This is a genomic window from Methanolobus bombayensis, from assembly GCF_017873415.1.
Lineage (GTDB): Archaea > Halobacteriota > Methanosarcinia > Methanosarcinales > Methanosarcinaceae > Methanolobus > Methanolobus bombayensis.
This window is the reverse complement of sequence record NZ_JAGGKD010000001.1, coordinates 297523-311012: the sequence shown is the minus strand read 5'-3', so window position 1 is coordinate 311012 and position 13490 is coordinate 297523. Positions and strand designations below refer to the sequence as shown.

The 13490-nt window shown below is 42.8% G+C and carries 15 protein-coding genes; 7 read left to right on the top strand and 8 right to left on the bottom strand.

Annotated features, from left to right (window positions below):
* The first annotated feature begins 95 nt into the window (after nt 1-95).
* Nucleotides 96-923: an ABC transporter ATP-binding protein gene (locus J2746_RS01665; protein ID WP_209615241.1), complete on the top strand. Its 828-nt coding sequence runs from the start codon at nt 96-98 to the stop codon at nt 921-923.
* A gap of 156 nt (nt 924-1079) precedes the next feature.
* Here J2746_RS01665 and J2746_RS01660 read toward each other — a convergent pair whose 3' ends face one another.
* On the bottom strand, nt 1080-1310 hold the full coding sequence (locus tag J2746_RS01660; RefSeq protein ID WP_209615238.1) for a type II toxin-antitoxin system HicA family toxin: 231 nt from the start codon (nt 1308-1310) through the stop codon (nt 1080-1082).
* Nucleotides 1279-1515, bottom strand: coding sequence for a type II toxin-antitoxin system HicB family antitoxin (locus J2746_RS01655; RefSeq protein WP_209615235.1), 237 nt, complete (start codon nt 1513-1515; stop codon nt 1279-1281). The genes J2746_RS01660 and J2746_RS01655 overlap by 32 nt, the downstream gene beginning before the upstream one ends.
* Before the next feature lie 305 nt (nt 1516-1820).
* Between J2746_RS01655 and J2746_RS01650 the strand changes: the two genes are divergently transcribed.
* From J2746_RS01650 to J2746_RS01635, 4 genes are read left to right on the top strand one after another with little or no spacing between them, the layout of a single operon-like run.
* Nucleotides 1821-3080, top strand: coding sequence for an anhydromevalonate phosphate decarboxylase (locus tag J2746_RS01650; RefSeq protein ID WP_209615232.1), 1260 nt, complete (start codon nt 1821-1823; stop codon nt 3078-3080).
* A gap of 23 nt (nt 3081-3103) precedes the next feature.
* A complete protein-coding gene (locus J2746_RS01645; RefSeq protein ID WP_209615229.1) occupies nt 3104-4288 on the top strand; it encodes a phosphomevalonate dehydratase large subunit in 1185 nt (394 codons plus the stop codon).
* On the top strand, nt 4278-4679 hold the full coding sequence (locus tag J2746_RS01640) for a phosphomevalonate dehydratase small subunit (RefSeq protein WP_209615227.1): 402 nt from the start codon (nt 4278-4280) through the stop codon (nt 4677-4679). Before J2746_RS01645 ends, J2746_RS01640 begins: the two co-directional genes overlap by 11 nt.
* 12 nt (nt 4680-4691) lie before the next feature.
* Nucleotides 4692-5798, top strand: coding sequence for a TIGR04013 family B12-binding domain/radical SAM domain-containing protein (locus J2746_RS01635; RefSeq protein ID WP_209615225.1), 1107 nt, complete (start codon nt 4692-4694; stop codon nt 5796-5798).
* 12 nt (nt 5799-5810) lie between these two features.
* Here the strand turns inward: J2746_RS01635 and J2746_RS01630 are convergent, their stop codons facing one another.
* Both J2746_RS01630 and J2746_RS01625 read right to left on the bottom strand, forming a co-directional pair.
* On the bottom strand, nt 5811-6968 hold the full coding sequence (locus J2746_RS01630; RefSeq protein WP_209615222.1) for an MFS transporter: 1158 nt from the start codon (nt 6966-6968) through the stop codon (nt 5811-5813).
* Nucleotides 6965-7729 (bottom strand): YkgJ family cysteine cluster protein, encoded by a 765-nt coding sequence (locus J2746_RS01625; RefSeq protein WP_342451754.1) that lies wholly within the window; start codon nt 7727-7729, stop codon nt 6965-6967. Before J2746_RS01625 ends, J2746_RS01630 begins: the two co-directional genes overlap by 4 nt.
* Before the next feature lie 152 nt (nt 7730-7881).
* Between J2746_RS01625 and J2746_RS01620 the strand changes: the two genes are divergently transcribed.
* Entirely contained in the window at nt 7882-8055 is a 174-nt protein-coding gene (locus J2746_RS01620) for a DUF5350 domain-containing protein (protein WP_209615219.1), read from the top strand.
* Nucleotides 8056-8274: 219 nt separating this feature from the next.
* On the top strand, nt 8275-9918 hold the full coding sequence (gene thsA / locus J2746_RS01615; protein ID WP_425342639.1) for a thermosome subunit alpha: 1644 nt from the start codon (nt 8275-8277) through the stop codon (nt 9916-9918).
* A gap of 118 nt (nt 9919-10036) precedes the next feature.
* On the opposite strand, the gene J2746_RS01610 is transcribed toward thsA, so the two are convergent.
* From J2746_RS01610 to J2746_RS01595, 4 genes are all read right to left on the bottom strand, one after another.
* Complete coding sequence (locus tag J2746_RS01610) at nt 10037-11149, bottom strand: ORC1-type DNA replication protein (RefSeq protein ID WP_209615217.1); 1113 nt, start codon at nt 11147-11149, stop codon at nt 10037-10039.
* A 186-nt stretch (nt 11150-11335) separates the two neighbouring features.
* On the bottom strand, nt 11336-12514 hold the full coding sequence (locus tag J2746_RS01605) for a cysteine desulfurase (RefSeq protein WP_209615214.1): 1179 nt from the start codon (nt 12512-12514) through the stop codon (nt 11336-11338).
* Between the two features lie 40 nt (nt 12515-12554).
* The gene (locus J2746_RS01600) at nt 12555-12695 is read right to left on the bottom strand and encodes a hypothetical protein (protein ID WP_209615211.1); all 141 of its coding nucleotides are present in this window, start codon (nt 12693-12695) and stop codon (nt 12555-12557) included.
* A 182-nt stretch (nt 12696-12877) separates the two neighbouring features.
* Nucleotides 12878-13399 (bottom strand): cytochrome P460 family protein, encoded by a 522-nt coding sequence (locus tag J2746_RS01595; protein ID WP_209615208.1) that lies wholly within the window; start codon nt 13397-13399, stop codon nt 12878-12880.
* Nucleotides 13400-13490 lie beyond the last annotated feature (91 nt).

The following is a 13490-nucleotide window of genomic DNA, read 5'->3' as shown; positions in this document are numbered from 1 at the left end:
TTCAGACGTACATTCATCCAATACTGCAAAAGAATTATTACCTCTGGACAAATAACCGGACGTCACCAAGCAGAAAGGAAACATGTGACCAGTAGATGACAGATACACAAAAAAACACAGAGATAAATAGCGAATATATACCTGAATCTCTTGTTGAGATGAAGAATATTGTTGTCAGGAAAAATGACAGACTTATCCTTGATTCTTTATGTTTCAACATTAAGAAAGGTGAAAATATCGCACTCATCGGACCCAATGGCTCCGGCAAGTCATCTATCATCAAAACTATTATCGGGGACTACCGCCCAATTGCAGACACGGAAGGAATGGTTTTCAGGATTATGGAAAAGGACAGATGGGTCATCTCTGACCTGAAAAAACTCATGGGAATTGTATCAGGCGATCTTCAACTGGATTACATGAGGGACATCTCAGTAGTTGAAGTAGTCCTTTCAGGTTTTTTCAGCAGCATTGGCATCTATCCTAACATGAAGATCGAACCTTACATGCTGCAAAGGACAGCAGATATCATTGATTTCCTTGAGATAAGACATCTTGCCGGTAAGAACATATCCCACCTTTCAACCGGTGAAGCAAGAAGAGTTCTCATCGGAAGGGCACTTGTCCACGACCCCATGATACTTGTTCTGGACGAACCGACGAACAGCCTTGACCTGAAAAGCAAGCATGTGTTCAGGGAAACTGTGAGCAAGATCGCAGCTGCCGGAAAGAGCATAATCCTTGTAACCCACGACCTTGAGGATATTGTTCCTGAAATCAACCGTGCGGTTCTTCTGAAGGATGGAAGGATATTTGCAGACGGAGATATTGAGGATATTCTTACTGCCGAGAAACTGACGGAGTTATTTGGAGTTCCTGTCGAGGTTGGGAAGGATAAGGGATATTATCATGCTTGGTGCTGAGAAGGCACATCTATCCTAAAAAACAGTTGTAGCTACCATATTGAAGAATAAGATTGGCATTCTTGCTTAGAAAAGAAGAATTTTTAATAATTAGGAGAAGCGCACAACAGCAAGAATGCAAAATAACATAAGTAAAAAATGAAATCGTCTGAAACCCTATCGGAACAGAGATATGAACTCTTCAGGTGTTAACTTAGACTGCCTGATAATAGATTTAAGAGTGCCCGTTGCTATTTCGTCATGATTTGGGATAATGACAACAGAAGTACTGCAATCCTCTTTTTTCTTCATTTTAATGTGACTTCCCTTTTGGGACACAAACTGAAAACCTGCTCTTTCCAAAGCCTTGATGATTTCACGTGCTGACAGGATGGGAAGCTTTGTCATAAGATACCTCAAAAGTGGTGGTCAGAAAGGTAGTTTCCTGTGGTATCGAAACATCTTCATCTTCTAAGTATAACTCCACAGCTTCCCTTAAATTTTCAAGGGCTTCTTCCACTGTTTTCCCCTGGCTTGCCACATCCAGTTCAGGGCACCAGGATACATACCAGTCATCCTCTTTGTGGATTGTTGCAGAAAATTTGTATTTCATACACTCAAATTAGAATATGAATTTATTTAAGGATTTTCAATGTGGAAATCGTAAATGAAGAAATGATTGCCTAATAAGGAGAGTCACTCGATAATTTCTTTTTCAGATGCTGTGGTAAAAAACCTGTTATTGATGGGATTAATGATATTTCCCATAATTCTCTTAATCTCCGTCTTGCCAGATTAAGGAAGAACTTCCACCCACACAATTCTCTTTTAGTATATGCATTCAAATATAATTGGCTCATATTCTAGCCCAAAAATGAGATTACACTAATATATTACAACTTTTACACGGATGATACCATGAGGGAATTTATCGACCAGCTCAGGAAGAACGGGAAACTTGTTGAAATCACAGAGCCTGTTTCAAAGGTGTTCGAAGCACCGCGTATTGCAAAGAAGACACCCGGACCGGTGCTGTTCCATGATATTGACGGCAACAAAGCCATTATGAACGTGCTTGGCTCAAGGGATGAACTTGCAACGATGTTTGGTGTGGACAAAGACAAGATCATCAAGAGACTCTCAGAAGTATCACCAGACGGTGAGGTAGTTATTGTAGAAAACTCACCAACAATGGAAGTCATCGAGGATGATGTGGACCTCACAAAACTCCCCATAATGACACACTTCGAAAAGGATGCAGGACCATATCTTACAGCCGGAGTTGTTGTAACAGAATACGATGGTGTCATGAATGCAGCTATCCACAGACTTCTTGCAGTGGATAAAACAAGACTTGCAGCACGTCTTGTAGCTCCAAGGCACAGCTACGTCATGCACAAGAAAGCATCCGATAAAGGAGAAAAATTACCTGTAGCAATCGTTCTTGGTGCAGACCCAACAGTTACATTCGCATCAACCACACGTGTACCGGCTGGCAAGGAATTCAACTACGCTGCTGCACTTCGTGGCAGACCCGTAGAACTCTTCGAATGCTCAAACGGAATCAAAGTTCCTCATGCAGAAATTGTACTTGAAGGTTACATCGACCCGGTTGAAAGAGTAGATGAAGGACCATTCGTGGACATCACAGGAACCTACGACCTTGTGAGACAGGAACCCGTCATACACATCACAAGAATACTGCACCGCAAAGACCCGATCTACCACGGAATCCTCCCGGCAGGTCCTGAACACTTGCTCATGATGGGAGTTCCATACGAACCAAGGATATTCAATGCTGTAAGTGAAGTCACAACCGTCAAGAATGTGGTGCTCACAGAAGGCGGATGCTGTTACCTGCATGCAGTGGTGCAGATAGAGAAACAGACAGAAGGTGACGGAAAGAACGCCATTATGGCAGCCTTTGCAGCTCATACAAGCCTGAAGCATGTGGTTGTAGTTGATGACGATATCGACATCTTTGACCTGCATGATGTTGAATTTGCCATTGCCACCAGAGTGAAGGGTGACATGGACGTTATGATAATACCAAATGTGAGAGGAAGTTCACTTGACCCACGTGGTGCATCTGACGGAACCACGACCAAGATGGGTATTGATGCAACCAAGGTTCTGAAAGAAGCTCAGAACTTCGAACGTGCAAAGATGCCTGAGTAAGAGTTGAACACAACGGTGAAAAAATGTATCTTACACCTGAAGAAGAAAAAACACTTAACGGTGAATACGGAGAAAGTCTCCAGAAAGCCATAGAAATTCTTGTAGCACTTGGAGACATCTACGGTGCTGACAAACTTATTCCCGTAAAGAGCGCTCAGATAGCCGGAGTATCTTATAAGACAATCGGAGATGCAGGCCTTGAGTGGATATCCGACCTTGAAGGAAAAGTCAAGATCCCTTCCGTACTCAACCCTGCCGGCATGGACATAGTCAGATGGGAGGAAATGGGAATAGAACCGGATTTCGCAAAGAAGCAGCAGGAAATAATCGAAGCTTACGCAAAACTGGGAATCAGAACAAAATGTACCTGCACACCTTACTATCTTGAAGGTTTCGATGTTAAGATGGATGACCATGTAGCATGGAGTGAATCCTCAGCAGTTTCATATGCCAACTCCGTCATCGGTGCAAGGACAAATCGTGAAGGTGGTCCTTCAGCACTCTCCGCTGCACTTGTGGGTAAGACTGCAAACTATGGATATCACCTTGATGAGATGAGAGAACCTGTAATAGCCGTAGATGTTGATTGCGAACTGTCAGGCTCTGACTTCGGTGCACTTGGCTACGTTGTCGGCAAAGAGATAGGAAGCAGAGTTCCAATATTCTACATGAAGAACGAGCCTTCAAAGAACGAGATGAAATCCCTCGGTGCAGCACTTGCAGCATCCGGTGCGGTAGCACTCTATCATATAGAAGGCGTGACACCTGAGGCGGTCAGGAACAAATTTACAAGACCTGATGAGGTCATTCCTGTGGAGAGAACACAGATTGATGAGGTCTATGAAACTAATAAGGACATACTATCCAGCGAGATCATAACCGTGGGATGTCCACACTGCTCGCCTGAAGAACTGGAAGAAATAGCAGAACTTGTCGAAGGGAAAAAATTGCAAAAAGAGATGTGGGTATGCACTGCAAGAGAAGTTGCAGAAAAGAATCCCGACCTCGTACTGAGAATTGAGAAAAGTGGTGCAAAAGTAGTATGTGACACATGTATGGTAGTTTCACCTGCCACGAACAAGTATGCTTCAATAACCGTGAACTCAGGAAAGGCACTTGCCTATGTTCCAAGTATGTGTAAGGTAGCAGCAAAGTATGCAAGCATTGAGGACTGTATCAAAGAGGCAGGTGTTCTCGATGAAAATTAATTGCAGGACAATTTCCAGAGGTGTTGCAGAAGGAGAAGTACTTCTGACAAACGATGCAATCTCATTCCTTGGAAATGTTGACCCTGAGACCGGAGAGATTGTTGAACCCCAGCACGAACTTTACGGGCAGTCAATTGCCGGAAAGGTCCTTGTATTCCCACATGGAAAAGGTTCTACTGTTGGTTCTTATGTTATCTATCAGCTTTTCAAGAATGGTGTTGCACCTGCTGCAATGATTAACCTTGAATCGGAGCCAATCGTAGCTGTTGGAGCTATAATATCTGAAATACCACTTGTTGACAGACTTGAGAAGGACCCATACAAAGTGCTGAAAAATGGGGACATGGTTTTTGTAAACAGCACTGAAGCCTTTGTCGAGATCAACAAGTAAAGAGATTAATTCATGGATGTCTGCTTTCGCTGGAATAAGAAGAACACCTACAGCCTTGCTGCACTGGCACCTCTTGTGCCTGGGGCTTTGAAGGTAAAGAAACCTCAAGATGGAGTAATGATATACAGCTTCGCCACCAGACAGAAGGATTCTATTTTTAGCGAAGTAAAAAAAGCAGACACTGAATCCATATACATAGCAGGCGGTCCTCACCCTTCAGGTGCACCGGAAGAAACTCTTGACCATTTTGATTACGTGGTTATAGGCGAGGGCGAGGAAACTTTACCTGAACTTATAGACACCATTAAAGCAGGAAAAGACGTATCCGGCGTTAAAGGAATAGCTTACAAGGATGATGCTGGGAAAACCATCATTACTGAAAAAAGAGAAACTATTGACCTTGACAAGTATCCATGTTTTGACCCAAATATTGTTATGGCACCGCTTGAGATCAGCAGAGGATGCCCTTTCAGGTGCAGATACTGCCAGACTCCACGTCTTTTTGGAAATAAAATGCGGCACAGAAGTATAGATTCCATTGTGAAATATGCAAAATACTATCGAGATCTGAGATTTACGTCTTCAAATTCAATGGCCTATGGAAGTGATGGAATTCATCCACGTTTTGACAGGGTGGAAAGACTCCTGTCAGCACTTAAAAATACAGGAGATAGAAATATTTTCTTCGGGACTTTTCCGTCAGAGGTAAGACCGGAATTTGTTACAGATGGGTCACTGGAACTAATCACAAAGTACTGTGCCAACACAAAAGTGAGCCTTGGGGCCCAGTCAGGAAGTGACAGAATCCTACGAGAGATATTAAGAGGGCACACAGTAGATGATGTTGTACAAAGTCTCGAACTCTGTTTTGATCATGGAATTACACCTGTGGTGGATTTCATGGTTGGGTTCCCTGATGAAACAGAAGAAGAACAGGACATGAGCCTCGAACTTATCCAGTGGATATGCAAAAAAGGCGGAAATGTGCATTCGCACTATCTCACACCATTGCCGGGAACTCCTTTTGCTGATGTGAGAACATCACCTGTTAGCAAGCGCTACAAAAAAGTGATGGGAAAACTTGCATTGACAGGTAAGGCTACCGGGACATGGGAATAAGTATCATTTCAGTCAATCCAGACTTCTGTAAATATCCTTGAAAAAATAAGCTGAAAGGGAAACCAGAAATGCGAATGTGCAGGATGTTGCAAACACCATATGCATATTACTGTTCAATAAAACAACTGCAAGTACCAGCGGAGCTGCGGTCTGTCCTGCATATTTCATAATATTGAAAACCGAGACAATACTTCCCATCATTCCCGGTGGTGCCACCTGGGTTGCCAGTGTGTTTAGCTGGGGTTGTACCATTCCAAAACCTGCACCGAAAATCAGTAACAAAGCCAGTACATGGTAAAGTGAGCCGGCAAAAATGAGACCACCAATGGAGAGTCCTGTGGTGGCAAATCCTGCCATGAGCATTTTTTGTTTTCCGAACTTTGCTGCCAGCACTCGGGCACGGGAAGAGACCGTTGCCATTGCTATTCCTTCAATTCCAAGTGCAAGTCCTGCCTGGCTGGCTGTGAAGCCGTAATTGTCCTTGAGTATGAACGGCACATATATTACAATAGTATAAAGCAGAAAGAAGATTGAAAAACTGAGGATTATTGTGTACAATACCCTGAATTCTGCAATTGCCTTTATTATTGAATTCCTGTTTTTGGACCTGTTCTCATGAGGATTTGTCTCAGGAAGCACAAATGCCACAATAATCGCAAGTGGAACACTTAGACCATAGAAAAGGAAGGGCACATTCCATGCAAAGGATGCGAGGATACCACCTATAAGTGGTGCAGATACCGCACCAAAGCCAGTTGTCATACTCATTATACCCATTGCGTTTACTCTGTCAAGACCAGTGTAAAGCTCACCTATCATTGTCATGGCTATTGGCAGCATTCCTGCGATACCTATTCCCTGTATAAAACGTAAAGCCAGAAGTGTTGTCATGTCTGTTGAGAAGTAACATGCCACACCTGCGATTCCATTTATTAGCAGGCATGGGACCAGTATTTTCTTGCGTCCCACCCGATCAGTTATAAAACTCACACCTATCATGGAAAGAGCTGTGGAGAAAGTGTACATTCCAAGTATCAGGCCAACAGCTTCACGGGAAGTGTTCAGGGGTTCAACCATGAAAGGCAGTACAGGTCCGAGCAGGGCTCCGGCTGACATTGCGAAAAATGCGACCAGACAGATTAACGGGAGATCGAGCTTTCCATCTTTCATTTTAGGACCCTGTGCTCTGTAAATTCACCATTGGAAAGGACAAATACAGTAATTTCCCCGCCTTTATTGAATTTGCGCATTTCCCTGTCATAAACACCCTTTACATGTTTGAGTTTGTTCTTACTGAAATGTTCCTGTGCCTTTCTGTAAAAAGCAATTAACTGCTTAAGATATGCAGTTTCATAGGACTTGATAAGTCCGGCGATCGCAGTAGCCTCATCATCATTGATATTCACGTGATAGTGGCCGTGCTGGTTCAGGCCGCTTATCTGTCTCCAGTCTACGTTGCCATCTTCATCGGGTTCACGATGTAGCATGTAAGGATAAAGTCTGCAAATGGTCGGCCGCTTATCATATATTGTGCACCTTTTGTTGTCCAGAAAGATGCAGGAACCATCTTCTTTTGCTTTAAGGGCGTAACCGGATACGTAAAAGTTCCCATGCTGATCGCACAGCTCATAGTATGGAGCAGGCTCCAGGTAATCAGGATTTAGTTCCTTCACTCTTTTAGTGTCATCTGTGAGCAGGAACACGTGGTCGTTGAACTCACGGGTGCAGCAGCGTGCACAGAGATCACATTCAAAACCAACTTCCTGTATGATGGACACAAGTTTGTCCATGGGATACTCCTGCACACCTTTAAGCTCTTCAATTACTGTCTCAAGCTGTTTCTCCATTGCTGATGTAACCGTGATCAACTCCTTTATTATCACGCCATAATCCCTGCTGTCTAAAAGTAATTTTGGTCTGATTTCCCGCAAGCTTTAATAATAAGCATTACGTCTAAAGGTAAACTCAATGACTAGATTTATATATCTAGGTTAAACTTGATGTGACTTAAGAAATCGGAAGTTACATTATTTACATAATAATTACAACAAATTTCAATAATATTATTCAAGAGGATTATATCATGGGTAAGACAGGAAGCATTGAATGGGCAAAAGTAAAAGGACGTAAAGGAAGGACAATCAAGGTACCAAAGTGCAGGGAAGGAAAAGCTCACCCAGGACCTGCACAGAGATACACATCATCCGGTGCTAAGAGAAGGTTCCTTAACAGGTCACCAAAATCAATTGTAAAGTGATTAAATTCACTTTACCTTCAATACTTTTTTTATACATTCACGACCTATTGACTTGTTTTTTAGTTTTTTGTTAACTTGTTTTTTCTTCCTTCGGGACATAAAAGGCCCGATACGTTTATATAGAACTACAAACATTAAAAAACGACTTGAAAGTAAATGTCATTCTAATTTCATAACATAGGAGGATAGACAATTATGGCAGGACAAATGGCTGGACAGATGGCTGGACAGCCTATTTTCATATTAAGAGAAGGAAGCCAGAGAACCAGAGGCAGAGAAGCACAGAGCAACAACATCATGGCTGCTAAGGCAGTCGCTGAAGCTGTCAGAACAACACTTGGTCCAAAAGGTATGGACAAGATGCTTGTAGACAGTCTCGGAGATGTTGTTATCACAAACGATGGTGCAACCATCCTTAAAGAGATGGACATCGAGCATCCGGCAGCAAAGATGATCGTTGAAGTTTCCAAGACCCAGGACGATGAAGTTGGAGATGGAACAACAACAGCTGCTGTAATTGCCGGTGAACTCCTCAAGAAAGCAGAAGAGCTTATCGAGCAGGACGTACACCCAACAATTATCGCATCCGGTTACAGAATGGCTTCAGAGAAGGCAGGCGAGATCATTAAGACACTCGCAAAGTCAGTCACCAGAGAGAACAGGGATGTACTCATCAACATTTCCGGAACAGCAATGACCGGAAAGGGTGCAGAAGCAACAAAGGAAGTCCTTGCAAATGTTACTGTTGACGCAATCATCAGCATTGCTGACGAAGACAACAATGTCGACATGGAAAACATCAAGGTAGAGAAAAAGGTCGGTGCACGTATTGAGGATACAGAGCTTATCAAGGGAATGATCATCGACAAAGAGCGTGTCCACACCAACATGCCAAAGAAGATCGAGAACGCAAAGATCGCTCTTATCAACACAGCAATCGAACTTAAAGATACAGAAGTCGATGCTGAGATCTCAATCACATCCCCTGAAATGCTTCAGTCATTCCTTGATCAGGAAGAAAAGATGATCAAGGAACTTGTCGACAAGGTAACAAAAAGTGGCGCAAATGTCGTATTCTGCCAGAAAGGTATCGATGACATGGCACAGCACTACCTTGCAAAGGCAGGTGTCTTCGCAATCAGGCGTGTAAAGAAGAGTGATATGCAGAAACTCGCAAGAGCAACTGGTGCAAAACTCATCACAAACGTTGACGAGATCACAGACGCTGACATGGGTAAAGCAGACCTTGTAGAAGAGAAGAAGATTGGCGGCGACCCAATGACCTTCGTAACAGGCTGTGACAATCCAAAGGCAGTTTCAATCCTTCTCCGTGGCGGAACAGAGCACGTCATAGACAACATCGAGAGAGCACTCAATGACTCACTCAGAGTAGTCGGCGTAGCAATCGAAGATGAGAAGCTCGTAGCTGGCGGTGGATCACCTGAAGTAGAGGTTGCACTCAGACTCCAGGAATACGCAGCAACACTCAGCGGCAGGGAGCAGCTCGCAGTCAAGGCATTCTCAGAGGCTCTTGAAGTAGTTCCAAGAACCCTTGCAGAGAACGCAGGTCTTGACCCAATAGACATGCTCATGGAGCTCCGTGCACACCACGAGAAGGGCGTGAAGACAGCAGGTCTCAACGTCTACGAAGGACAGGTAATCGACATGTGGGAAGCTGGCGTAGTAGAGCCACTCAGGGTAAAGACCCAGGCAATCAACGCAGCAGCAGAATCCGCAGTCATGATCCTCAGGATTGATGATATCATTGCATCCAAGCAGGGACCAGCAGGACCTTCAGCAGAGGACATGGTTCCAGGCATGCCACCTGGAGGAATGCCAGGTATGCCAGGCATGGATATGTAAATATCCTGAACAACAAACAATTAAATGACTCATTTGCGCAGGTTCATTTGAATTCTGCGCAAAACTGTTCTTTTTTAAAAAATATTAAATATCTATATATATATACATATATAAAAAATCACTCAAGACATTTGAGTATATCTTCGGAATCATAGGCAGGTGCTACATACCTGGTTCTTCCACGCATACCCTTTCCTGAGAAATCAGCATCAATCAGTCTTGATACATGCATTTTCTCAATAATCTCATAGAAGCGGGTATATCCAAGTCCCGTAACTTCATGGAATGTCTTGTAAAGCTCACCAGTCGGAAGACTGCTGTCCTTTGCTACCAGACCTAACAGTGTTTTCTCATGATCAGAAAGCGACTTGATATTGCGACACAAATGCAGGAGCCTTGAAGCTTCATATGCTTTATCAACATCTTCAATAGAAACTGTACGACTTGCCCTCCTCTCTGCATTAAGACCGGAACGCTTCAAAAGATCAATACCAATCCTTAAATCTCCTGTCCTGTCCACATGAGTAACAACCTTGTCCAGTGCTTCATCAGAAACAACATCCTTGAAAAAGGCATGTTTCACACGGTTGGAAATAATATCAGCAATCTCTGATATTTCATATCGTGGAAAAGCAATCTCTTCTGGCAAAAATACCGAGCCTACACGTGGGTCGAAACTGTAAGGAATACCCACATCACTGATAATAGCGATTACCGATATCCTTGCCCCAGGATACTGTTCATGAGCCCGCAAAAGTGAGTACATAACCTCATCCGCATGGCCTTCGGGGAAAAGGTAATTGATATCATCAAGGGCTACCACAAGCGTCTTGTTCGAGTCAAGAAGATACTTTATTACCTTCTCAAAAAGTCTCCTGAATGAGATGCCGGATGAGGGGGGTGTGATATGCACAAGTTCTTCATAAATTCTGGATACAACTGCAAACCTTGTTGAATCCATCTGGCAATTAACCTTTACAAAAGCAACACTATCGGTAAATTCCTTCACTTCATTGAAGACCTTCATTACAGCAGTTGTCTTCCCTGTTCCCGGCGGACCTTTTACAAGGCAGTTAACCGGGCGCATGCCCCTTAAGGCAGGTTTTAGACTGAATCGAAGAGCCTGCATCTGGGAATCCCTGTGTGCAAAATACTCCGGCAGGTAGTCAAATTCCAGTATCTCGCCGTTGCTGAAAATTGTCTCATCCCACAGAAGCATATCTTCGCTCAATTGAACTCCTCTCTTTGCAGATATTTAGTCCTCATTACTGATAACCATTGTTAGTTGCCTTTTTTCACAATATGATAATCCGTATGTTTTTTAGAATACTAATTTGCAAGACTAATATAATTATTTGCGCATAATAACTTTTTGCTTTTGTCCCAAAGATCGACCAGACACAACAATGGAATTGCATCATACAAGAGCTGTTATGTCTGAAACTGTTTTCACAAGAGATTCAAGCTCATCTTCCGTATTATATAATCCAAATGATGCCCTCACAGTACCATTAACACCAAGATTATCAATACCTGGCATTGCACAATGATAACCGCTCCTTACACAAATACCGCGTGTCTGGTCAAGTATCATTGCAACATCATGGGCATTCATACCAGTAACATTGAATGGAACAACTCCGGCACGCTTTTCAGGACCATATACATCTACACCCTCTATATCATTTAGACGTGAGGCTGCCTCCCTTGCAAGTTTAAATTCATGTTTCTGGATAGAAGCAACACCTAATTCCGCAACATATTCTACTGCACGCCCAAGACCTATCGCACCGGGAATATTAGGAGTGCCTGCCTCAAACTTTGCAGGGCTTGATTCCATTTTAAAAGTGTCCTTTGTAACAGAACCTACCATTCCGCCACCAAGGAACAATGGGTCGATCTCATCCGGTTCTTTAATATACAGAACACCTGTTCCCTGAGGACCAAGCAAACCCTTGTGCCCCGGGCAGACAAAGAAATCAGGATCAAGTGATTTCATATCTATTGACAGGTTTCCGGCTGACTGTGAGCCGTCTATCAGTATTTTAACACCGACTTTCTTTGCGATCTTACTAATCTTATCAATATCCTGTATCGAGCCGAATACATTTGAAACATGATTTACGGCTATAAGCCGGGTATTTTCCTTAATTGATCTTCTGATCTGTTCCGGATCTACAACACCTGTTTGGCCAACATCAATAACAGTTACCTCAACACCAATATCCTTCAGCCGCATCCATGGTAACAGGTTTGAATGGTGTTCTACAAGTGTTACTATTGCATGGTCCCCTTTTTTCCATGGGAAACCACGTGAAATAATATTGACACTTTCCGTTGCATTCTTTGTGAATATAGTTTTATCAGCATCAATATTAAGAAATGAAGCTACTGATTCCCTTGCGTCTTCATAGTGATTGGTTGTTTCTCTTGCAAGTCTGTGAGCACCACGCCCATGATTTGCTGCGTACTTGAAAAAGTAATCCTGCATCGCAGAAACAGCCTGGACTGGTGTCTGGGTAGTGGCTGCATTATCAAGATAAATAACTTCTTTCAAAACGGGAAAATCTTCCCTTACACTGAGAACATCATACATAGCAAGCCCTATGCAGAGAAAATAAAAATAGTTTTGCAGGCTACTTGGCCTGCACACCGCCTACCATGAAGCGATATAGCTCCATTTCTTCGGCGTTGAGTTTATCGGTTGATATCCCTCCAACTACATCATGGCAGTCTTTAGAAATATCCACATATCTTTTTTTCTTTGTGTCTCTCATAATTTTACCTCCTGTCTCTCTTCGTTAATTTATCCGCAAGCGTATTGAAGATTGTACGATGATATAAAGAGTATTATATCTTCTGAACAATATTAATTATACACCCACGAGTTAAACATATCTATTAGCCATAATACTATAAAAACATACCGGCATATATAGATAAAAAAAGTAAGAAAGAATCAAGCATTATAAAAGACATAGTCAGCAGCGTTTACATCATAATGACAATTGATACAACCATCAACCCTGCCTTCGGCGTTGACACTTCCATCGGGAGAATAAGCTGCCCAGAACCAGTCATTGTTCCCAGGATCGTAATCCTCTATTTTATACATCAGATAGATTCCCGTTAGTTCCTCATCTGCATTGAAACCTTCTTTTACAACCATCGTTTCATAGGGCAGCATCTCACCGCCGGATTCAGCCGAAGATATTGCATTGTCAGAAACATATACAGTTACGTATTCACCATGAACTCCTGTACCCTCTTCCAACGATTCATTACCTGGCCAGATACTCCATTCTTTGTAGCCATCAACATCAGTTATTTTCGAAAAAATAGCTGCAGCATCAGGTTCCGACACCTGAGCATCCAGTTCATCATCTGCCATTGCATCTTCTTCGCTACCATTATAGTCTGCACAACCAGAGATACCAATAGCCGATATCAGGACTAAAAGCATGATTGTTTTGATTTTCATATTATAACCCCTTATAAAAGACTCACCCTGTAATATATAATTATTACTTAGAAAGCTCACTTGTCGTAAAAGATATAATATATGCAGAGAC

What these genes read in the sequence shown, in the direction of transcription:
- J2746_RS01660 (WP_209615238.1), bottom strand. Translation starts at nt 1,310, where the DNA reads ATGACAAAGCTTCCCATCCTGTCAGCACGTGAAATCATCAAGGCTTTG.
- J2746_RS01630 (WP_209615222.1), bottom strand. Translation starts at nt 6,968, where the DNA reads ATGAAAGATGGAAAGCTCGATCTCCCGTTAATCTGTCTGGTCGCATTT.
- J2746_RS01600 (WP_209615211.1), bottom strand. Translation starts at nt 12,695, where the DNA reads ATGAGAGACACAAAGAAAAAAAGATATGTGGATATTTCTAAAGACTGC.
- J2746_RS01640 (WP_209615227.1), top strand. Translation starts at nt 4,278, where the DNA reads ATGAAAATTAATTGCAGGACAATTTCCAGAGGTGTTGCAGAAGGAGAA.
- J2746_RS01620 (WP_209615219.1), top strand. Translation starts at nt 7,882, where the DNA reads ATGGGTAAGACAGGAAGCATTGAATGGGCAAAAGTAAAAGGACGTAAA.
- J2746_RS01635 (WP_209615225.1), top strand. Translation starts at nt 4,692, where the DNA reads ATGGATGTCTGCTTTCGCTGGAATAAGAAGAACACCTACAGCCTTGCT.
- J2746_RS01645 (WP_209615229.1), top strand. Translation starts at nt 3,104, where the DNA reads ATGTATCTTACACCTGAAGAAGAAAAAACACTTAACGGTGAATACGGA.
- J2746_RS01605 (WP_209615214.1), bottom strand. Translation starts at nt 12,514, where the DNA reads ATGTATGATGTTCTCAGTGTAAGGGAAGATTTTCCCGTTTTGAAAGAA.
- J2746_RS01655 (WP_209615235.1), bottom strand. Translation starts at nt 1,515, where the DNA reads ATGAAATACAAATTTTCTGCAACAATCCACAAAGAGGATGACTGGTAT.
- thsA (WP_425342639.1), top strand. Translation starts at nt 8,275, where the DNA reads ATGGCTGGACAGCCTATTTTCATATTAAGAGAAGGAAGCCAGAGAACC.
- J2746_RS01650 (WP_209615232.1), top strand. Translation starts at nt 1,821, where the DNA reads ATGAGGGAATTTATCGACCAGCTCAGGAAGAACGGGAAACTTGTTGAA.
- J2746_RS01665 (WP_209615241.1), top strand. Translation starts at nt 96, where the DNA reads ATGACAGATACACAAAAAAACACAGAGATAAATAGCGAATATATACCT.
- J2746_RS01595 (WP_209615208.1), bottom strand. Translation starts at nt 13,399, where the DNA reads ATGAAAATCAAAACAATCATGCTTTTAGTCCTGATATCGGCTATTGGT.